General features: G+C 70.5%; 13 protein-coding genes and 2 tRNA genes. 7 read left to right on the top strand and 8 right to left on the bottom strand.

Annotation, left to right across the window (positions count from 1 at the left end):
• Window positions 1–16 precede the first annotated feature (16 nt).
• The 6 genes from ACRX5W_RS07460 to ACRX5W_RS07435 form a co-directional block, all read right to left on the bottom strand.
• Window positions 17–1531 carry an alpha/beta hydrolase gene (locus ACRX5W_RS07460; RefSeq protein WP_436787142.1) on the bottom strand — a complete coding sequence of 505 codons (1515 nt, stop codon included), beginning with the start codon at window positions 1529–1531 and terminating at the stop codon, window positions 17–19.
• Window positions 1532–1748: 217 nt separating this feature from the next.
• Window positions 1749–2906 carry a flavodoxin-dependent (E)-4-hydroxy-3-methylbut-2-enyl-diphosphate synthase gene (gene ispG / locus ACRX5W_RS07455; RefSeq protein WP_436787141.1) on the bottom strand — a complete coding sequence of 386 codons (1158 nt, stop codon included), beginning with the start codon at window positions 2904–2906 and terminating at the stop codon, window positions 1749–1751.
• A 168-nt stretch (window positions 2907–3074) separates the two neighbouring features.
• A complete protein-coding gene (locus ACRX5W_RS07450; RefSeq protein WP_436787140.1) occupies window positions 3075–4376 on the bottom strand; it encodes a M50 family metallopeptidase in 1302 nt (433 codons plus the stop codon).
• Window positions 4373–5641 carry a 1-deoxy-D-xylulose-5-phosphate reductoisomerase gene (gene dxr, locus ACRX5W_RS07445; protein ID WP_436787139.1) on the bottom strand — a complete coding sequence of 423 codons (1269 nt, stop codon included), beginning with the start codon at window positions 5639–5641 and terminating at the stop codon, window positions 4373–4375. The genes ACRX5W_RS07450 and dxr overlap by 4 nt, the downstream gene beginning before the upstream one ends.
• A 140-nt stretch (window positions 5642–5781) precedes the next feature.
• The gene (locus ACRX5W_RS07440) at window positions 5782–7692 is read right to left on the bottom strand and encodes an acyl-CoA dehydrogenase family protein (RefSeq protein WP_436787138.1); all 1911 of its coding nucleotides are present in this window, start codon (window positions 7690–7692) and stop codon (window positions 5782–5784) included.
• Window positions 7693–7863: 171 nt separating this feature from the next.
• Complete coding sequence (locus ACRX5W_RS07435; RefSeq protein ID WP_436787137.1) at window positions 7864–10275, bottom strand: hypothetical protein; 2412 nt, start codon at window positions 10273–10275, stop codon at window positions 7864–7866.
• Between the two features lie 206 nt (window positions 10276–10481).
• Here ACRX5W_RS07435 and gabT point away from each other — a divergent pair, with 206 nt between their 5' ends.
• Window positions 10482–11837, top strand: a complete 1356-nt coding sequence (gabT, locus tag ACRX5W_RS07430; RefSeq protein ID WP_436787136.1) for a 4-aminobutyrate--2-oxoglutarate transaminase — start codon at window positions 10482–10484, stop codon at window positions 11835–11837.
• A gap of 19 nt (window positions 11838–11856) precedes the next feature.
• Here gabT and ACRX5W_RS07425 read toward each other — a convergent pair whose 3' ends face one another.
• Window positions 11857–12192 (bottom strand): STAS domain-containing protein, encoded by a 336-nt coding sequence (locus ACRX5W_RS07425; protein ID WP_436787135.1) that lies wholly within the window; start codon window positions 12190–12192, stop codon window positions 11857–11859.
• Between the two features lie 697 nt (window positions 12193–12889).
• Between ACRX5W_RS07425 and ACRX5W_RS07420 the strand changes: the two genes are divergently transcribed.
• Both ACRX5W_RS07420 and ACRX5W_RS07415 read left to right on the top strand, forming a co-directional pair.
• Window positions 12890–13555 carry a phosphatase PAP2 family protein gene (locus ACRX5W_RS07420; protein WP_436787134.1) on the top strand — a complete coding sequence of 222 codons (666 nt, stop codon included), beginning with the start codon at window positions 12890–12892 and terminating at the stop codon, window positions 13553–13555.
• 4 nt (window positions 13556–13559) lie between these two features.
• Window positions 13560–14018, top strand: a complete 459-nt coding sequence (locus ACRX5W_RS07415) for an SRPBCC family protein (RefSeq protein WP_436787133.1) — start codon at window positions 13560–13562, stop codon at window positions 14016–14018.
• A 14-nt stretch (window positions 14019–14032) separates the two neighbouring features.
• On the opposite strand, the gene ACRX5W_RS07410 is transcribed toward ACRX5W_RS07415, so the two are convergent.
• Window positions 14033–15535: a CoA-acylating methylmalonate-semialdehyde dehydrogenase gene (locus ACRX5W_RS07410; RefSeq protein ID WP_436787132.1), complete on the bottom strand. Its 1503-nt coding sequence runs from the start codon at window positions 15533–15535 to the stop codon at window positions 14033–14035.
• A 315-nt stretch (window positions 15536–15850) separates the two neighbouring features.
• Between ACRX5W_RS07410 and ACRX5W_RS07405 the strand changes: the two genes are divergently transcribed.
• From ACRX5W_RS07405 to ACRX5W_RS07390, 4 genes are all read left to right on the top strand, one after another.
• On the top strand, window positions 15851–17464 hold the full coding sequence (locus tag ACRX5W_RS07405) for a PucR family transcriptional regulator (protein ID WP_436787131.1): 1614 nt from the start codon (window positions 15851–15853) through the stop codon (window positions 17462–17464).
• 77 nt (window positions 17465–17541) lie between these two features.
• Window positions 17542–17613, top strand: a tRNA-Arg gene (locus tag ACRX5W_RS07400).
• Between the two features lie 59 nt (window positions 17614–17672).
• Window positions 17673–17744 (top strand) — tRNA-Pro (locus ACRX5W_RS07395).
• A 2-nt stretch (window positions 17745–17746) separates the two neighbouring features.
• Window positions 17747–20035 (top strand): hypothetical protein, encoded by a 2289-nt coding sequence (locus ACRX5W_RS07390; RefSeq protein WP_436787130.1) that lies wholly within the window; start codon window positions 17747–17749, stop codon window positions 20033–20035.

Below are 20035 nucleotides of genomic sequence, written 5' to 3'. Positions count from 1 at the left end.
GTCCGCTGATGACTCGTCAACCGGCGCTCCCCTCCTCCGGTTTCGGCTCGCCGCCGGCGGCACAGACCCGGTCGGTGGCGGGCAGCGTCCCGTCGCGCAGATAGGCATGCGCGAAGTCCTCGACACAGGGGGTCGCGTTGAAGACGAGGACTCCGTGATTGCCCTCGCCCGTCACGGTGACCAGCCGCGAGGTCGACAGTGCCTGCCGCATGGACAACGCGCCGGCCAACGGCGTCGCGGCGTCGCGGGTGGCCTGGATCAGCAGCACGCCCGGCAGCCCGTGCCCGTCCACACGGATCTGCTCGTGCGGCGCGACCGGCCAGAACCGGCACGGCGCGTTGAGCCACGTATTCGACCACGTGAGGATCGGGTGGGTCCGGTGCAGCGCCTCGGCGTCGCGGTCCCAGACGGCCCAGTCGCGCGGCCAGGGTCCGTCCACACACTCGACCGCGGAGTAGACCGCCGTCGAGTTCGCCGCGGCGGCGTCCGGGGGCTCGTACAGGTCCACCAGGCGCGTCGGGTCGCCGTCGAGGTACGTGCGCAGGGCACGCCCCAACCCCGGCCACCCGCTGTCGTCGTAGAGGGCGCCGATGAACATGTCGTAGACCTCGGCCGGACCGATCAGCCCCTCGGCCGGGGCGGCCCGGACGCCTGCCAGGACGCGGTCCGCGGCAGACTGCACGTCCTGCGGGGTCGGTCCGAGCCCCACAATGGCGTGATGGCGTGCCGCCCAGTCCGTGAAGTCTCGCCAGCGCGCCTGGAAGGCGATGTTCTGCCCGAGGTTGACGCCGTACCAGATGCCTTCGGGACGAGGATCGACGATGCTGTCCAGGATCATGCGGTCGACCCGCTGCGGATACAGGTGGCCGTAGACCGCGCCGAGGTACGTGCCGTACGACCAGCCGATGAAGCTGATCTTCGGTTCGCCGAGCGCGACGCGGACCGCTTCGAGGTCGCGGGCGTTGGCGACCGTCCCCATGTGCGGCAGCATCTCCCCCGCACGCGCCGCACAGCCCTCCGCGTAGGCCCGGGCACGCGCCAGCAGCACCTGCTTGTCGGCCTCGGTGCGGGGCACCGGATCGGGCTTGGGCGCCTTGTCGAAGGTCGCCGTGTCGACGCACTGGATCGGCGAACTGTGGCCGTTGCCGCGCGGATCGACGCCCACGATGTCGTAACTCGCCCGTAGGTCGGCCGGAAGAGCACGCTGGACTGCGGCGGCCAGCCACATGCCCCCGCCGCCCGGGCCTCCGGGGTTGACCAGGATGGTGCCGCGTTTGGTGCCGGTCGCCTGGGCGAGCGCGACGCCGAGCGTGGTGGTCGGGCCCTCGGGCGCGGCGTGGTCGAGTGGGACGTCGAGCGTGCCGCAGCGCAGGATGCGCGGCAGATCGTCGGGGCAGCCGCCCCACCCGATCCCCGGTGAGACGCGGACCTGTTGCGGGGTGGCCGAGGCACCGACGCTGGGCCCGGCGACCACCGGCCCGGCCGCCGCGGCGAACATCGCGGCCACGGTCGCGATCCACCGGGTCGTCATGCGCCGCACAGCAGCCCCCTTCTGCGGACGCGGTGCGCGTCGCCTCCCGTCGATGATTTGCTGTCCGTAACGATTTGAGGCGGAACACCTACGGAAAGTCACTCAACCGGGTTGGGCTTTTCGCCCGAACGGGTGACGGCGGGCGGAGGCGGGCGGACATGCCGCGGCCCCGCCCGGATGCGCGGGCGGGGCCGTTCGGCGGACCGGTGCGGGGGCGTCAGTTGACCTCGACGACCGGGTCGCCGGAGATCACGCCGTCCTTCTGCATTTGCTCGGCGAGGGCCAGGGCTTCCTCGATGAGCGTCTCGACGATCTGCGATTCCTTGACGGTCTTGATGACCTGGCCCTTGACGAAGATCTGGCCCTTGCCGTTGCCGGACGCGACGCCGAGGTCCGCCTCGCGGGCCTCGCCCGGGCCGTTGACGACGCAGCCCATGACCGCGACGCGCAGCGGCACCTTGAGGCCGTCGAGGCCGGCGGTGACCTGGTCGGCGAGCTTGTAGACGTCGACCTGGGCGCGCCCGCACGACGGGCACGAGACGATCTCCAGGCCACGCTCGCGCAGACCGAGGGACTCGAGGATCTGCGTGCCGACCTTCACCTCTTCGACGGGCGGCGCGGACAGGGACACCCTGATGGTGTCGCCGATGCCCTGTGAGAGCAGCGCACCGAAGGCGACGGCGGACTTGATGGTGCCCTGGAAGGCGGGCCCCGCCTCGGTGACCCCCAGGTGCAGCGGGTAGTCGCAGCGCTCGGCGAGCTGCCGGTACGCCTCGATCATCACGACCGGGTCGTTGTGCTTGACGGAGATCTTGATGTCCCGGAAACCGTGCTCCTCGAACAGCGAGCACTCCCACAGCGCGGATTCCACCAGCGCCTCAGGCGTGGCGCGGCCGTGCTTGGCGAGCAGGCGCTTGTCGAGTGAACCGGCGTTGACACCGATCCGGATGGGCGTCCCGGCCGCCGACGCGGCCTTGGCGATCTCGCCCACCTTGTCGTCGAACGCCTTGATGTTCCCTGGGTTGACGCGCACCGCGGCGCAGCCTGCGTCGATCGCGGCGAAGACGTACTTGGGCTGGAAGTGGATGTCCGCGATCACCGGGATCTTGGACTTCCGGGCGATCGCGGGGAGTGCGTCGGCGTCGTCCTGCGAGGGCACGGCGACGCGGACGATCTGGCAACCGGCGGCGGTCAGCTCGGCGATCTGCTGAAGGGTGGCGTTGACGTCCGAGGTGAGGGTGGTGGTCATCGACTGCACGGAGACGGGGGCGTCGCCGCCCACCGGTACGTTGCCGACCATGATCTGCCGCGACCGGCGGCGCGCAGCGATCGGCCGATTCGGCAGGGAAGGCATTCCGAGAGTGATCGCGGTCATAGCTGATTCAGTCCCGTGTAGGTCGGACGAAGGTTGCGCGGAGCCCCGTGCCGATGGCGTTCGGACGGGAGGGAAGCCGATCACCAACGCTACGGCACACCGTCCGCTGCCAGGCGGACGCGCCCCCCGCACAGCGATTCTGTTGCAGTTCCGGCACACACGGTGCGGCTATGTCACCTTGACAGGGTTGACCACGTCGGCGATGAGCACGAGCACCGTGAAGCCGATGAAGACCACCGCCACCGCGTACGCCACGGGCATGAGCTTCGCGACGTCGAACGGCCCCGGATCCGGCCGCCGGAACAACCGTGCGACGCGGCGCCTCAGGGACTCCCACAGCGCGCCCACCATGTGACCGCCGTCGAGTGGCAGCAGCGGCAGCATGTTGAACAGGAACAAGCCGATGTTGACCATCGCGAGCAACTGCACGAAGAAGATCAGCCGCGACTCGACCGGCAGGTCGGCGGACATGACCTCGCCGCCGATGCGTGCCGCGCCCACCATGCCGACGGGCGAGTCCTTCTCGCGCTCCTCGCCCTGGAAGGTCGCGCCGAACAGCGCGGGGACCTTCTCCGGGATGCGCATCAGGCCCTCGATGGACTTGTCCATGTAGAAGCCGAGTTCGTCGACGACCCCGCCGACACCGAGCGTGTGCTGCTCGTTGAGGGGGCTGAAGCCGAGGAACCCGGTCCGGACGTACTCGCCGTCTATCGCCAGGCCGTTCTCGTCGAGCTTGGCCATCTCGTTCTGCGCGATCGTCGGGGTCAGCGTCAGCCGCTGTCCGTCGCGCTCGACGACGACGGTCGCCTGGCCGCTGCTCTCCCGGATGAGCGGCCGCAGGTCGTCGTAGGAGGTGACCGGGACACCGTTGAACGCCACGATCCGGTCGCCCACCCGCAGGCCCGCCTCCTTCGCCGGCGCGGGCTTGTCGCCCGGCTGGCACGTGCGGTCGGCCTCGCTCGCGGGCACGACGCACTCGGTGACGACGGCGACCTTGGTCCCGGGCTCCATGACGCCGTACGTCATCCACACGCCGGCCAGGATCGCGACGCCCAGGATGAGGTTCATCGTGGGACCGGCCAGCATGATCAGGAACTTCTGCCACGGCTTGCGGGTGTAGAACAGCCGCGTCTCGTCGCCCGGCACGACCTCTTCGTACGAGGCCTCACGGGCCTCCTCGATCATGGTCCGCCACGGCGAGGTGCTCTTGGCCTTGAGCTTGCCGTCCTCGTCGGGCGGGAACATGCCGATGAGCCGGCAGTAGCCACCTGCGGGGACCGCCTTGAGGCCGTACTCCGTCTCGCCGATCTTCTTCGACCACAGTGTCTTGCCGAAACCGACCATGTACTGCGGGACGCGCACGCCGAAGAGCTTGCCCATGGCAAGGTGCCCGGCTTCGTGCCACGCGATCGAGAACAGCAGGCCGACCACGAACACGACGATGCCGAGCACGGTCATGACCAGCGTCATCGGGCTACTCCCAGGGCGTCGGCGACAAGTTCGCGGGCACGGTGGCGGGCCCACAGTTCGGCATCGAGGACGTCCTCCAGTGTGAGGCCTTGCCCTGCGCTTCCGCGCACGTCGTGCTCGCCGAGCACCCGCGCGACAGTATCGACGATGCCGAGGAAGGGCAGGTCCCCGGCCGCGAAGGCGGCCACGCATTCCTCGTTGGCCGCGTTGAACACCGCAGGGGCGGTGCCGCCGGTCGCCCCGGCCTCGCACGCGAGCCGGACGGCCGGGAACGCATCGTTGTCGAGCGGGAAGAACTCCCAGCTCTGCGTCTGCGTCCAGTCGAGCGCCGGGGCGGCGTCCGGCACCCGGTCGGGCCAGCCGAGTGCGAGCGCGATCGGCAGGCGCATGTTGGGCGGACCGGCCTGGGCCAGTGTCGAACCGTCGACGAACTCGACCATCGAGTGCACGATCGACTGCGGGTGCACCACGACCTCGATCCGCTCGAACGGGACGTCGTAGAGCAGATGCGCCTCGATGACCTCCAGCCCCTTGTTGACCAGCGTCGCCGAGTTGATCGTGATGACCGGGCCCATGTCCCAGGTCGGGTGGGCCATGGCCTGAGCCGGTGTCACATCGCCGAGCTCCGCGCGCGACCGCCCGCGGAACGGGCCCCCGCTCGCCGTCACGACGAGCTTGCGGACCTGGTCGGCACGACCCCCGCGCAGGCACTGGAACAGCGCCGAGTGCTCGGAGTCGACCGGCACGATCTGCCCGGGCCGGGCAACCGCCTTGACCAGCGGGCCACCGACGATCAAGGACTCCTTGTTGGCCAGCGCGAGGGTGGCGCCGGCCTTGAGCGCGGCCAGCGTGGGCGCGAGGCCGATCGACCCGGTGATGCCGTTGACGACGACATCGCACGGATGCGCGGCGAGCTCGGTCGCGGCGTCGGGCCCGGCCAGAATGCGCGGCACCTGGTAGGCGCCGGTGGCGTAGCCGCGGCGCTTGGCCTCCGCGTAGAAAGCGAGTTGCAGATCCTGCGCGGCCGTCGCCTGCGCGACCGCGACGACCTCGACACCCAGTTCGAGCGCTTGCGCCGCGAGCACGTCGACACGTCCTCCGCCCGCCGAGAGCCCCACGATGCGGAAGAGATCCGGATTCGCCTTGACGACGTCGATGGTCTGGGTGCCGATCGACCCGGTCGAGCCGAGCAGCACGATGTCGCGCCGCGCGGGGCTGCCGTCGGGGTCGGAGAACGGGGCGTACGGGTCTGCCAGGGAGTCCATTCGACCATTGTGGCGGTCGGGTGGATCCTCCCGTTGCACGCCCGGGCGGGAATCCCGCCGCGTCAGCGGGCCGGTGGCGTACACCGGCGCGCAAACGCGACAGACCGACTCCCGCACCGGGCGTACCCCGGTTTCTCCGGTCAGGTCACCTTGCGGTGCACGTTCTCGACCTTGGTCGGCCCGGGGTCGGCCGCGGCGATCCAGGCGCCCGGCGTGGACGGGTCGAGCACGCCGTCCTCCAACCAGCGGTGCCGGCCGGCGGCGACCTGCTGGGTGATCTTCATGTCGAGCGAGTCGGTGTTGGTCCACAGGCGCCCGAAGAGCTCGTCGCAGCGCACCCGCGCCTGACGGCAGAACAGGTCCGCCAGCGCGTACGCCGATGCTCCCTGCTCGGGGTCGCGCTGCCGCATCTGCTCGGCCCGCATGCACGACGCGCTCATCGCGAACAGTTCGGCGCCGATGTCGACGACCCTGCCCAGGAATCCCTGCTTGCGCTCCATGCGGCCCTGCCAGCGGGCCATCCCGTAGAACGTGGAGCGCGCCAGCTTGCGCGACGCGCGCTCCACATAGCGCAGGTGCCCCGCCAGCTCCCCGAACTCCTTGTAGGACGTGGGCACGTGGCCCGCACCCGCGACCAGCTTCGGCAGCCACTTGGCGTAGAAGCCGCCCGCGTCGACGGCCGCCTTGCGCTTCTGGCTCATCGTCGCGTCGGGATCGATGATGTCGCCGGCGACCGCAAGGTGGGCGTCGACTGCTTCGCGGGCGATCAGCAGGTGCATGATCTCGGTCGAGCCTTCGAAGATGCGGTTGATGCGCGTGTCGCGCAGCATCTGCTCGGCCGGGATGCCGCGTTCGCCGCGAGCGGCGAGGGAGGCGGCGGTCTCGTAGCCGCGTCCGCCGCGAATCTGCACAAGCTCGTCGGCGACCCGCCAGCCCATCTCCGAGCCGTACAGCTTCGCGAGGGCGGCCTCGATGCGGATGTCGCGGCGGTCCTCGTCGGCCATCAGGCCGGCGAGGTCGAGCACCGCCTCCAGGGCGAACGCGGTCGCGGCGATGAAGCCGATCTTCCCGGCGATGGCCTCGTGTTCCGCGATCGGCAGCCCCCACTGCTCGCGCTCCGCGGACCACTCGCGGGCCACCCGCAGCGACCACTTCGCGTGGCCCGCGCACATCGCGGGCAGGGACAGCCGCCCGGTGTTGAGCGTGGTGAGGGCGATCTTGAGCCCCGCCCCCTCCGTGCCGATGCGGTTCGCGGCGGGCACCCGCACCTGGTGGAAGCGGGTGACGCCGTTCTCGATCCCGCGCAGGCCCATGAAGGCGTTGCGGTGCTCCACGGTGATGCCGGGCGAATCCGCCTCGACGACGAACGCGGTGATGCCGCCCTTGTTGTCCGCGGTCCTGGGCACCCGGGCCATGACCACGACGAGGTCGGCGACCACGCCGTTCGTGGTCCACAGCTTGACGCCGTCGAGCAGATACGCCTCTCCGTCGTCGGTGGGCACCGCAGTCGTCGCCAGGCGCGCGGGGTCGCTTCCCACGTCGGGTTCGGTCAGCAGGAAGGCCGTGATGCCGCGTGCCGCCCGGGGCAGGAACTCGCGCTTCTGCTCCGGCGTACCGAACAACTTGACCGGCTGGGGAACGCCGATCGACTGGTGGGCGGACAGCAGGGCACCGAGCGCCGGGCTGATCGAGCCGACCAGCATGAGGGCCTTGTTGTAGTAGTACTGGCTGAGGCCGAGGCCGCCGTACTCCGGATCGATCTTCATGCCGAGCGCACCGAGGTCGCGCAGCCCGTGGACGACCTCGTCGGGGATCCGCGCGTCGCGCTCGATGACGGTCGGGTCGACGTTCGTCTCCAGGAACCGTCGCAGGGTCGCGAGGAACTCCTCGCCACGTGCGACGTCATCCGCACTTGGTCGCGGGTACGGGTTGATCAGGTCCAATCGGAACCGGCCCAGGAACAGTTCCTTGGCGAAGCTGGGCTTGCGCCATTCGCTTTCTCGGGCCTCTTCCGCAACCTTGCGGGCTTCGCGTTCGGTGACAAGGGCCATGGCGTGGTCTCCTCCTCGCATACGGGTCCCCGACACGTACCCGGCCCGCTCGGGTGGATTCCGCCCGCTACCAGCCGGTTTTTCTGGCCGGTAGGTACCCGCGACCCGCCGAGGTCATCCCCTGTCACCCGTTCGGCCGCACGCCACCGCGAGGGGCTGCGGAAGGAGCCGTTACGCCCGGCCGTCCAGCTCGACCAGGACCGGGCCCGTGCGCTCGCCCTCGCGGTTGGTCAGGCTGCACAGCACGTGGCGGGCGTGCAGCTCGCCCGCAATCTCGGACGGGGACCACCTGAACCGTTCGACGCTGCGCACGGTCACACTCTCCGACCCGCCTGCGGCCTTCTCTCCGAAGAGCGCGCCCATGACCGCGAAGCGCGCCTTGCGCACCAGGCCGCCTTCGGGCGCGCCGCGCGTCACCGAGCGCTCCTCGACCAGGGTCTTGCCCCAGTGCTCGGCGAATGCCTCGGCGTCGCGCGGGCCCGCCCCCGGGATGACCGCTTTGCCGCCGACCGCGCCGAACACCGCGGCGCGCAGGCGCGGGGCGAAATCGTCCATCGAGCGCACCGCGAGCAGGAGGCCGGCATTGCGCCCGCGCGTCCAGGCGAGGCCCTGCGCGGCGTATTCGTCGACGTACGCACCCGCGTTGTCGGCGACGAGACAGGCGAAGACACCGCGTTCGGCGGCTTGGGGATCGCGTGCGGCGGCGGCCTGCACGAACTGTCCGACGAGCAGGCGGCCGACGATCCTGGCCGCGTCGGGGTGGAGCGCTTCGTTGAGCGCCACCCGTACGCGCACCGGGCGGTCGATGTGGCGCATCGCGAACCGCTCCCGACCGGCGTCGAACAGCGCGGCGATACCAGGGCGTTCGAGCACCGACAGGCGCTGGACCAACAGGCGGGCTGCCTCGTCGGCCCGCGCCAATGTGCGCAGCGCGCGCTCGAATTCGGCGTCGCGGCCGACACTCGCGAGGGCTTCGCGCAGCGCCTCGATGGTTTCCGGGTGGCCGTCCAGCAAGTCGAGCAGGGCGGCCATCGCCGGATGCTGCCCGTATGCCGCGAGGTGAGCGGAGATGGCGTGGTGCAACGCGGTCCTGGCCCCGTCGCGCAATCGGGCGTCCTCGTCGTCACCTCCGAGCGCGGCGGTGGCCAGACGGTCGGCGGCCTCCTCGGCCCCCCGGGCGGCGCCGTACGGGTCGATGCCCCATGGTGATTCGGGATCGCCGAGGACGATCTCGATGTCGTACGCTCCCGACCGCGCGAATGTGCCGCCCTTCGCGTCAAGCACGACCACGGATGCGGCGCCCGCGAGCGCCGACAGGCTCAGCGACTCGATCACCGGGCCCAAGAGCGCCTCGGCCTCCCCGGCGGCGGACGGGCCCACGACGACCATGGAGGTCCCCAGCACGTCGGGGTCGAGCGCGAAGTCGACCGCGCGCAGTGGCGCACTGTTGCGGCCGCTGTCGGTCGCACGCCCGACCTTCACCTGGCCGAGCATGAGGTCGTGCACGGACCGCCGGGGACGGACGTCGCGCGCCCCCGAGCCGTGCGTGCAGGCGCCGGCACCGAGTTCGGCGACCTCGTGGGCGACATCGGCCAGGTATTCGCGGTCGCCGTCGCCGGCTTCCAAAACGCGGCGCAGACGCAGGTAGTCGACGTCGCCGACACGACCGAGTGCGGCTTCCTCGTCGAGCCGATCGGCAGCCTCGGCGAGACCCACGTCCCGGAGTTCCGGCCACAGATCGTCGTCGACCGGATCCGCGCCCTCTTCGGCCTGCTGCGACGCCGGGCGAGCGGCGACGAAGTACGGCCGCAGCACATCCACCCATCGGCCCCAGTACGCCGCGGCTGCGACGAAGGCGCCGTTGTAGACGATGCGGATGACCGACTGGAGCTCGTGGAGCTGGTGCCGGCTGTCCGGGAAGACTTCCAACAGCAGCCAAACGAAAGGCCGTTGCAGCATCACCCAGGCGACGACGCCGACGGCCAGGGCGACACCGGCGCGCTGCCACTGGTCGTTGCCCGGGCGTCCGTTGGCTTCGGCGCGGCGGTCGAGGCGCTCCAGCGCGGGGGCGATGTAGGGCAGCACCAGTTCGTGCCATCGGCCGAGGTAGCCGAAGAATCCGAAGTAGAACAGCCAGAACAGCGACGCGAGAACAGGCCACGCAGGTTTCAGGAGATCGCTGGTACCGACCCACACGAATGCCAGGACGAACCAGCGGAACGCGACCAGCGCAAGCACCAGCCACAGCAGCGCACGACGGACCAGTACGGCGTCGGGCTTGCGTCGGGCGCGGGCGTCGGTGGCGGCCAGGCGCAGTTCGGCTTCGTCTCGGCCATACGCGAAGATGCCGGGTGCCTCGCGGAAGCGCGGAGCGAAGACCCAACTGCGCAGGTCGAAGCCGGTCTTCGGGGCGCCGACCGGCTTGGTGGGGTGGGGCACGCCGGGGCGGGGGCCCGTGGGCGCCGTGCCGGGCGTGCCGAACACCGGCTCTTCGAGCTCGGGGTCGCGCCACCACTGCGGCCCTTCGGCTCCGGTCGTCGACGCGGCCGTGTTGCGGCCGTCGGCACCCCGTCTGCGTTCCACGTCCATCCCGTCACCGCCGCGTCGATTCCCGCCCAGAGGAAACGCACTCAATGTAGTGGACCGCTGCTGAACCGTGATGATCATTCCGTATTGCGACACAGGTGCGAGAGAGCCGTGCGCGGTTCCCGGTGTGGCGGAGGCAGGTGGTCGGCGGGGGTATCTAGCCTGCGAACACACCGTCATGAGCCGCGGGCAAGGAGACCTTCATGGGCGCTGCGCAACCCGGTGGGCCGTCGCTTCCGCAGGAGCGCCGACTCGTCACCGCGATTCCCGGTCCGAAGTCCGTCGCGTTGGCGGAGCGCCGGGGGAAGGCCGTGGCGCGCGGGGTCGGGACGACTCTGCCGGTCTTCGTGGCGCGGGCCGGCGGTGGGATCGTGGAGGACGTCGACGGAAATGCGCTGATCGATTTCGGCTCCGGCATCGCGGTCACCGGGGTGGGCAACAGCGCGGAGTCCGTGGTGCGGCGGGCACGCGAGCAGTTGGAGCGCTTCACGCACACCTGCTTCATGGTGACGCCGTACGACTCGTATGTGGCGGTCTGCGAGGAGCTGAACCGGCTGACTCCGGGCGCCCACGAGAAGCGCAGCGCGCTGTTCAACTCGGGGGCGGAGGCGGTGGAGAACGCGGTCAAGATCGCGCGGGCTTCCACGCGGCGGTCGGCGGTCGTGGTGTTCGACCACGGTTATCACGGTCGCACGAATCTGACGATGGCGCTGACTGCGAAGAACATGCCCTACAAGGAGTCGTTCGGTCCGTTCGCGCCGGAGGTCTATCGGGTGCCTTTCGCGTATCCGTTCCGTTGGCCCGGCGGTGCCGCGAATTGTGCCCGGGAGGCGGCGGCGGAGGCCACCGACGTGATCGTGACGCAGATCGGCGCGCACAATGTGGCGGCGTTGGTGATCGAACCGATTCTGGGCGAGGGCGGGTTCATCGAGCCGGCGAAGGGGTTCCTGCCGCGGATCGCTGAGTTCTGCCGCGAGCAGGGGATCGTGTTCGTCGCGGACGAGATCCAGACCGGTTTCTGCCGCACGGGGCAGTGGTTCGCGTGCGAAGACGAGGGCATCGTGCCTGATCTGGTCACCACGGCCAAGGGCATCGCGGGCGGCCTGCCGCTCGCCGCGGTGACCGGCAGGGCGGAGATCATGGACGCCGCGCATGTGGGCGGTCTCGGCGGCACGTACGGCGGCAACCCGGTCGCCTGCGCCGCCGCGTTGGGCGCGATCGAGACGATGCGCGCGTTGGATCTCAATGCCGCCGCGCGGCGCATCGGCATGGTGATGAAGGCGCGGTTGTCCGCACTCGCGCGCGAGTATCCGGCGATCGGCGAGGTCCGCGGGCGCGGCGCGATGATCGCGATCGAGTTGGTCAGGCCGGGGTCCAAGGACGCCGCTCCGGAGATCGCCGCGGCGGTCGCGAAGGCGTGTCACGCGGAAGGCCTGCTCGTCCTGACCGCGGGCACATACGGCAATGTGCTGCGCTTCCTGCCGCCGCTGGTGATTCCGGAGCATTTGCTGGTCGAGGGGCTGGACGTCCTTGAGCGGGCCGTCCGGCGGGTGGCCTGACAGCGTCGCGGAGGCGGGGTCAGTTTGGGCCGGGTTCTCCGATCCGCAGGCCGGCGGCGGTGTCCCAGCCGCACAGCCGCAGGACGCGCAGCAACTGCCGGGAGGCGCCGACCAGCAGGAGGTGCCCGCCGCATTGCGCAAGTTCGGCGGCTCCCTCGATGACGACACGGAGCCCCGCGACGTCGATGAAGGCGAGGTCGGCGACGTCGAGGGTCACCTCGGCGCCGTCCTCGGCGACCGCGCGGAGGGATTGACGGACGATCTCGACGTTGGCGAGGTCCACCTCGCCGTCGAGACGCAGGCCGCGTGGCCGGGCGGTCCGGACGACGCGGAGCTGGCGATCGCTTGTGATCACCACGCCGATGCCGCGGGTTCCCGCGGCGCGCCTGCCTCGGGACGGGGTGCGGGGGTCGGCGAACGCGGTGGTGAAACGGCGAACGCGCGCAGGGGCAGCCGGTGCCGGAATCATCGGCACTCGGTGTGACGGGTAGCCGGACTCTTCAACCACCTTGGAACCCTACCTTTGCGGACCGACGGCGGGCTGGGGTCGGACGGCAGTGCGCTGACGTCACGTCACACAAATCCAGGCTGTCCATCCGCCTGACTGCCCCTCGTCGGCCCGGCCCCGTGTGGTCCGAGGCCGGATTCCCGTGCTGTGACGCCGCTCACATCCGGGGCTGACACCGTACATCGCGCGCGGCGCACAATCCAGAGTGCGCACTTGTTCGAGCGGTGGCCAGGGGGCGTTTCATGGGCAAGCCCGGGCATACAGTGCGGTTTTCGGGTCGCTTGCCGGCCCCTCGGCGACCGCGTGCACCGGAAGGCCCGCGAGACCGGGGCCGCGTGGAGAAGGTGTGCAGGCTTTGTGTCCACGCGGGGATCCGGGAACAACACCAGGACTGCGGCACGTATGTTTCAGTGAGATGCACGCACGAACCCCAGATGCCGGACCCGGCACACCCCCCAGCCCGGGCTCCGGCCGACCCGACGCCGGCCTTGAGCAAGCCGGCGCCCGCCCCGGGACAACGCCCCCCGTCCCGGGGCGGTGGTCTGTGTACGCACTGTTGCCGCCGGTCGCGCTCGGCGTCCTTCTGGTGGTGCTGACCGTCCAGGCCGCGCTCGGTGCCGGGCCGATGATCGCGGTCGACGAGGCGGTCCGCGACGGCGTCGGCGACCTCGCCTCCGGGTCCGGGCCGGACCGCCTGGACGGGGTCATGCATGTGCTCGCGGACCTGGGTGGTCCGATTCCGGGCGGTATCGCCTTGGCCGCCGGGTATGTGGCCGCGGCCTGGCGCACGTCCGGACGCGGTACGCGCGTCCGCCTGGCCGCCACCGCGGCGGTCTCGGTCGCCGTCGTCTCGCTCGCTGTGATCACCGGGAAGATTCTCATCGCCCGCCCGGGTCCGGACGGCCGGGCGGTCCCGTCCGGCGACTGGGGTTTCTTCCCGTCCGGCCATACCGCCACGTCGGCCGTGTGCTTCGGCGCGTCAGCGCTGCTGCTCGGCACGGTGCTTTCCGCGCCCGCGCGCCGACGGGTGTACGCGGGGACTTCTTTGCTGTGTGTCCTCATCGGGTTCGCCTTGCTGTGGTGCGGCTACCACTGGCTCGGCGACGTCCTCGCGAGCTGGTCCCTGTGCGTCCTGGTCCTGTGGGCGGCGGCGAGAAGCGTGTCGCGGGGCTCGCCGCCGGGCCGTGACCGGCCGTCCGCACTACGCTGAACGGGTGTACACGACACGTGTCTCCCGACACATCGACGCCCCTCCGCCGGTCGTCTATGGAGCGCTGGTCGACGGGGAGACGCTCGTACGGTGGCGCGCACCCGACGGCATGCGCGGACACGTTCACACGTTCGATGCGCGCGAAGGCGGCTCGTTCCGCATCTCGCTGACGTACGAGGCGCCGGACGCCGCCGGGAAGTCGACGGCGCATACGGACACTTATTTCGGCCGGTTCATGAAGCTCGTCCCGGACGAGCAGGTCGTCGAGGTCTTGGAGTTCGAGACGTCGGACCCTGCCTTGCGCGGTCGCATGACCATGACGACCACGCTGACGCCGGCCGGCGGCGGCACGGACGTGCTCTTCGTCCACGAGGGCGTGCCCGACGGCATCCCCGCCGCCGACAACGAAACGGGCATGCGCATGGCGCTCGCGAACCTTGCCCGGCTCGTCGAGCCGGGCTGACGCATGGCCGGCTCTCAGCTGTGCGTGGGGAATCCGAGATTGATTCCGCCGTGGTTGGGGTCGGGCCAGCGCTGGGTGACGACCTTGCCGCGGGTGTAGAAGTGGACGCCTTCGGCGCCGTAGGCGTGGGTGTCGCCGAACAGCGAGTTCTTCCAGCCGCCGAAGGAGTAGTAGGCGACGGGCACCGGGATGGGCACGTTGATCCCGACCATGCCGATCTCGACCTCGTTTTGGAACTTGCGGGCCGCACCCCCGTCGTTGGTGAAGATGGCGGTGCCGTTGCCGTAGGGGTTGGCGTTGATCAGGGCCAGACCCTCGTCGTACGACGCGACGCGCACGATGGACAGGACCGGGCCGAAGATCTCGTCGGTGTAGACGGACATCTCGGGTGTGACCTTGTCGAACAGCGTCGGGCCGAGCCAGAAGCCGCCGGTGGTGTCGTCGCCCTCGATCGGGTGCCGGCGGCCGTCGACCACGAGGTCGGCGCCTTCCTTCACGCCCGCGTCGACGTACGAGATGACCTTGTCGGCGTGCTGCCGCGTGATCAGCGGACCCATCTCCGACCCCGGCGCGCAGCCGGCGCCGACGCGCAGACCGGCCATGCGTTCCTTGATGCGGACGATCAGGTCGTCGGCGATCGGCTCGACGGCGACGACGGCGGAGACGGCCATGCAGCGTTCTCCGGCGGCACCGAAGCCGGCGTTGACGGCGGCGTCGGCGACCAGGTCGAGGTCGGCGTCGGGGAGGACGAGCATGTGGTTTTTGGCGCCGCCGAGGGCCTGGACCCGCTTGCCGTAGCGGGTGCCGTTCTCGTAGACGTACCGCGCGATCGGCGTGGAGCCGACGAAGGACACGGCCTTGATGTCGGGGTGTTCGAGGATGCGGTCGACTGCGGCCTTGTCGCCGTGCACGACGTTGAACACGCCGTCCGGCAGCCCGGCCTGCTGCCACAGCTCGGCCAGGAACTGCGCGGCTGACGGGTCTTTCTCGCTGGGCTTGAGGACCACGGTGTTGCCGGCCGCGATGGCGAGAGGGAAGAACCACATCGGGACCATCGCCGGAAAGTTGAACGGCGAGATGACCGCGACGGGCCCGAGCGGTTGCCGGATCGAATAGACGTCGACGCCGGTCGACGCCTGCTCTGAGAACCCGCCCTTGAGGAACTGGGGTACACCGCAGGCGAATTCCACGACCTCCTGACCGCGGGTGACCTCGCCGAGCGCGTCGGCGTGCACCTTTCCGTGTTCGGCGACGATGGTCGCGGCGAGCGCGTCCTTGTTTGCGTCGAGCAGTTCGCGGAACCTGAACAGCACCTGCGTCCGTTTCGCCAGCGACGCGTCGCGCCACGAAGCGAACGCCTCGACGGCCGCGCCGACCGCCTGGTCCACCTCGGCGGCCGACGCGAAATCGACCGTTCCGGTCACCTGGCCGGTGGCCGGATTGTGGATGTCGCCTCGCCGCTCGGCGGTGCCGGTCCAGGACGCGCCGTTGATCCAGTGGGTGATGTGCTTGGTCACGGCAGGCCTCCGATGACGTGCCGCGCGGAAAGCGTCGGCGAGAAATGTGGTACGCGGGGCGGCCTTCCCGCCGCCACGCGCGGCAACACGGCTGCACCGGACAGTCTGTTCGCCCCCGAGAAGCCACTCAACCCCGCAGCCTGTCGCCTTTTCGGGTGATCGGCTTACAGGTCGTCGGGTCCCCTGGTAGGCCGCCCGTGTCGGCCGAGTGCACCGGCACGGGACGGGGCTTGCTCCGGTCCGAACGTGCCGCCGAAGCTGTCACCATGGAAGCCGCGCGGGGCGATGTGCTTACAGGTTGTGGAGGTTTGTCGGGTGTTTCCCTCGGTCGCCGACGTCGTGGCCCTCGACGCAGTACGTCGCGGAATGCCCCAGGTCGTCGCGGGCGCACGCGGTCTGGCCAGGCCCGTCCGATGGGTGCACATCAGCGAGCTGCCCGACGCGGCGCGGCTGCTGCGCGGCGGCGAACTGGTCCTCGCCACCGGGATCGCCCTGCCCGAGGACAGTGCGGGGTTGGAGCGGTACGTGCGCGAACTCGTCGACATCGAGGCCGCCGGGCTGGTGATCGAACTCGGCCGCCGGTACACCGGCGAACTGCCCCGCCCGCTCGTCGACGCGGCGGAAAAGGCCCGGTTCCCGCTGGTCACGCTCCACCGCGAGACCCACTTCGTCGGCATCACCGAGGCCGTGCACAGCCTGGTCATCGACGCGCAGTTGGCCGAACTCCGCGAGTCCGAGGCGGTCCACCAGGCATTCACCGAGCTCGCCGTCGAAGGCGCGGAGCCGGGCGACGTCGTACGGCAGGCGTCGCGCATGTCGGGCCGGCCGGTCGTCCTGGAGAACCTCGCCCACCAGGTTCTCGCCTACGACGCCGCCGGCACTCGCGCCGAAACCCTTCTCGACCATTGGGAGGACCGCTCGCGCCAGGTCCGCCCGAGCACACGTACCGAATACGACGAGCGGGCCGGTTGGCTGGTGACCATGGTCGGCGCGCGCGGCCACGACTGGGGTCGGCTGGTCCTGGTCGGCGACGGGGCCTCTCCCCCGGCGAAGCAGACCATGCTGCTGGAGCGTGCGGCGTCGACCCTGGCACTCAACCGGCTCGTGGTCCGCGACCGCGAGACGTTGGAACGGCAGACTCACCGGACCCTGCTGTCCGGCATCCTCACCCACTCCTACACGGTCGCCGAAGTCACCCTGCGCGCACGGGCGTTGGGGGTGCATCTGGAAGGCCGCAGGCTTGTGGGGGTGGTGCTGCGCCTGCGGCGCGGCGTCACCCCGGCGGTCCTCGAAGCGCAGATTCGCCTGCGGGACTTCACCGAGACGGCCGCGGCCGCCGTACGGGAGCGCCGGCTCGTCGCGCTGGTCGGCGGCCTCGACGACGACAGTGTGGGCCTGCTGATCGCCTTGGGCCCACAGGACGCCGAGGACGCGGCACTACAGGGGTTCTCCGCCGCACTGCGCAAACTCGCCCCTGACTTCGCCGCGGACGTCGTCATCGCCGTCGGCTCGTCGGTGGGCGCGGTCCGCGATGCGCGGCGATCGCTTCTGGAGGCCACACAGGTCGCCGACGCGGCCCTGCACCAAGGAAGCGGCGCGGCGTTCTACCGTCTGCCGGACGTCCGCCTGCGTGGCCTCCTGCATCTGCTGCGCGACGACACGCGCCTACAGACGTATGTGGAAAGAGAGTTGGGTCCGCTGCTGGAGTACGACGCCCAGCACGGAACGCACTTGGTACAGATGCTCGCCGTGTATCTGGAGCACGGGCGGAACAAGTCGGCGGCCGCCGACGCCGCGCATCTGTCCCGCCCGTCTTTCTACGAACGCCTGCACCGCATCGAGCGCGTGTTGTCCGTCGACCTGGACCAAGTGGAGAGTTGCCTGTCCCTCCACGTCGCACTGCTCGGGCTGGAAGCACTCCGCCGCTGACGCGTCCGCCGCCATCCGCACCGACGGGAAATGCCGTTGCGGCGAACTCCCCGGCCCTCGTAGCCTCGTCGGCACGACGGCGTGTAGCTCAGCAGTAGAGCACCGGGCTTCTCACCCGGCGGGCGCGGGGGCAGAACCCGCCACGTCGGCTCAACGCGAGTCGGCTCCGAACAGCCGACTCGACAGGTCGAACTTGCACGACCGACAACGGCGTGTGGCTCAGCAGCAGAGCACCGGGCTCGGGACCCGGAAGGCGCGGGGGCGGAACCCGCCACGCCGGCTATGGACAAGAACGAGGTTTACATCGGCACGGGCTATCCCGCGGGGCAGTTGGCCAAGGCCATCACAACCGCACGGCTCCACGAGGACGCCGACACCCGAAAGCGCGCGGAGGAACGGCTGCGCACCTGGCAGCGGGTGCTCGCCAACATGGCCGACGGAACGGTGACCGTCGGTTCCCGCACCCCGGTCGCAGGGCTTCCCGCGTGGGTGACGCCCGAGGTTGTGCGCGGTGGTTTCGCCACCGGCGACGCCGCGGCCGGCGGCCCGCTGACGGCCGACGAGCGGGCGACGGCCCGACGCGCGAACCTCCGTGCCACAGACCGATTGTCGCTCTTCCGCCACTACCTGTCCGACGCCGGGCTGGCGGAACTGGACGGGATGCTCGACAGCGGCCACTACGAGGTCGAGCATCCGGAAGAAGCCGCGCTGCTCACGGTCGCGTGGCTGCTGCGGGCCGGCGACCGACTCGCCGCTCTGGCGCTGTTGGACGAGATCCGGCCCTTCGCCGACCGCCTCCGCTTCGCTCCCAGGGCTGTCGACGCACGCACGCCGGACGGCTCGGTCGTGCACCGCGAAACCGTCGGCGACGTGCGCACCGCTCTTCGTGCCCGCAGGCCGAAGCCCGCCGTAGCCGCGATGAACGAAGCCCTCGCGGTGTGGAACCCGTTCGCCGACCAGCTTCTGGAGCACTGGCTCGAAACCATCGCGGATGGGAGGGTCGCGAGCGTCGAGCCCGACGGCTGGCATGAGCGCGGACACGAACTCCTCGCCCGCTACCGGCGCTTGTCGGCCGCACACACGTTGTGCACCAAGCACCGCAAGCCCAAGGAGAATCCGGCCATTCTCCGGTCGGCCCTGGAAGACGTGCTCGAAGGGTCCGGCCGGGAACAGCCGTTGAGCCCGCGTCGCCGCGGGCTTCTGCAGCACGCCGTGGACACGATGGTCGCCCGCCGCGGCTTGCCCGGGTCGCAACGGCACGCCGAGCTGCGCGAACGCCAGGCGGCGGACGCGGCCCGCGTCACGTGGTACGAGCTGGCCCGAATCCTGCTCGACCGCCTCGCGAACAGCCCCGACGGTGTCGCACTGCCCTCGACCGACTGGGTGGTCTCGCCGTTGACCGAGGACGAGGCGAGCTCGCTGCGTCCCGGCGTCGCCCCGGGCACCGCGATTCCCGAACCGATGCAGCGGGTCGTCCACCGGGCGCTGAGCGCGCCGGTCGCGACGTTGGTCGAGCGGGGCGTGATCCCTTCGGCGGAGGTGCTGGCCGATCTCGTACCGCAGCTCGTGGCCTCGACGACGGCGTTGGCGTACCACGACGAGGCGCTGCGCACGCTCGTCGCCGCGACGTACCGGGCCTTCGCCAACCGGCGTTCGCTGCTTCTGCTGAACCTCGAACACCAGGTGAGGATCGACGAGTTGCCCTGGATGCGGGCCGTTCGGCCGTATCGCCGGCCGACCGGCGACGCGATCGGGCACGCACGCGCGGCCCTCGTCGAGACCGCGGAGCTGACGCTGCACGCGTTTCCGGCGACGATCCTTCCGAACCCGATGGTTCAGCAGCTCGGCACGCTCGCGCGGCAGGCGGGAATCGACGTGCCGCTCACCGAGGAGCTGGCCGCCGACATCTTCATGGGCACGTTCTCCGACAAATTCCTGCGTGCCGCGCAAGGCGCCGCAGAGGTGCTCGAAGGGTCGCTGTACGCCCGCTACTACGGCATCGACTACGCGGCGATACGCGCCATCCCCGGCGTTTCCGCCGCCCGCGGACACCGCGCCTCCCCGGCGCCGTCGTTCGCCGCCCTCTGCCACGAGCGGGCCGGCGACCGGAAAGGCGGGTCGTGGGTTGCCGCGAACGGCATGGTCATCGAGCAGGCGCAAATTCTCACCACCCACAACCTCGCGGCGCTCGTGCACCCGATCGGCATCGACGCGGGTGCCGCGCCCGACCTCGCGCGGGCGGCGTTCGCCGGGGTGTGCCGTCTGGTCGGCCAGGTCCACAACAACCCGCGCCCGTTGGGGACGATCAAGGACGCCGCGTACGCGTGGCGCCAAGCCGTGTTCTTCATGGCGCTGTGCGGCCTGGAGGACCAGATCACCGTCATGGCCGCGATGCAGGACAGACTGCGGCGCCAACCGGACCACGTCGTACGTCGGCTGAACCCTGTGCTCGCAGGACTGCGCCACGTGCTCGTCGGGGGCAGTCTCGACGACAGCGCACCGGCGAACACCCGCCGGTTCCTGGGATGGAGCACCGACGGGCACTGGATGCGCAGGCTCCAAAGCCGATGA

The organism is Yinghuangia sp. YIM S10712, assembly GCF_051388935.1.
Classification (GTDB): domain Bacteria; phylum Actinomycetota; class Actinomycetes; order Streptomycetales; family Streptomycetaceae; genus Yinghuangia.
The sequence above is the reverse complement of the archived record's forward strand: the minus strand, read 5'-3'. Positions and strand labels throughout refer to the sequence as shown.

What these genes read in the sequence shown, in the direction of transcription:
- gabT (WP_436787136.1), top strand. Translation starts at nt 10,482, where the DNA reads ATGGGCGCTGCGCAACCCGGTGGGCCGTCGCTTCCGCAGGAGCGCCGA.
- ACRX5W_RS07450 (WP_436787140.1), bottom strand. Translation starts at nt 4,376, where the DNA reads ATGACGCTGGTCATGACCGTGCTCGGCATCGTCGTGTTCGTGGTCGGC.
- ACRX5W_RS07460 (WP_436787142.1), bottom strand. Translation starts at nt 1,531, where the DNA reads ATGACGACCCGGTGGATCGCGACCGTGGCCGCGATGTTCGCCGCGGCG.
- ACRX5W_RS07390 (WP_436787130.1), top strand. Translation starts at nt 17,747, where the DNA reads ATGGACAAGAACGAGGTTTACATCGGCACGGGCTATCCCGCGGGGCAG.
- ACRX5W_RS07440 (WP_436787138.1), bottom strand. Translation starts at nt 7,692, where the DNA reads ATGGCCCTTGTCACCGAACGCGAAGCCCGCAAGGTTGCGGAAGAGGCC.
- dxr (WP_436787139.1), bottom strand. Translation starts at nt 5,641, where the DNA reads ATGGACTCCCTGGCAGACCCGTACGCCCCGTTCTCCGACCCCGACGGC.
- ispG (WP_436787141.1), bottom strand. Translation starts at nt 2,906, where the DNA reads ATGACCGCGATCACTCTCGGAATGCCTTCCCTGCCGAATCGGCCGATC.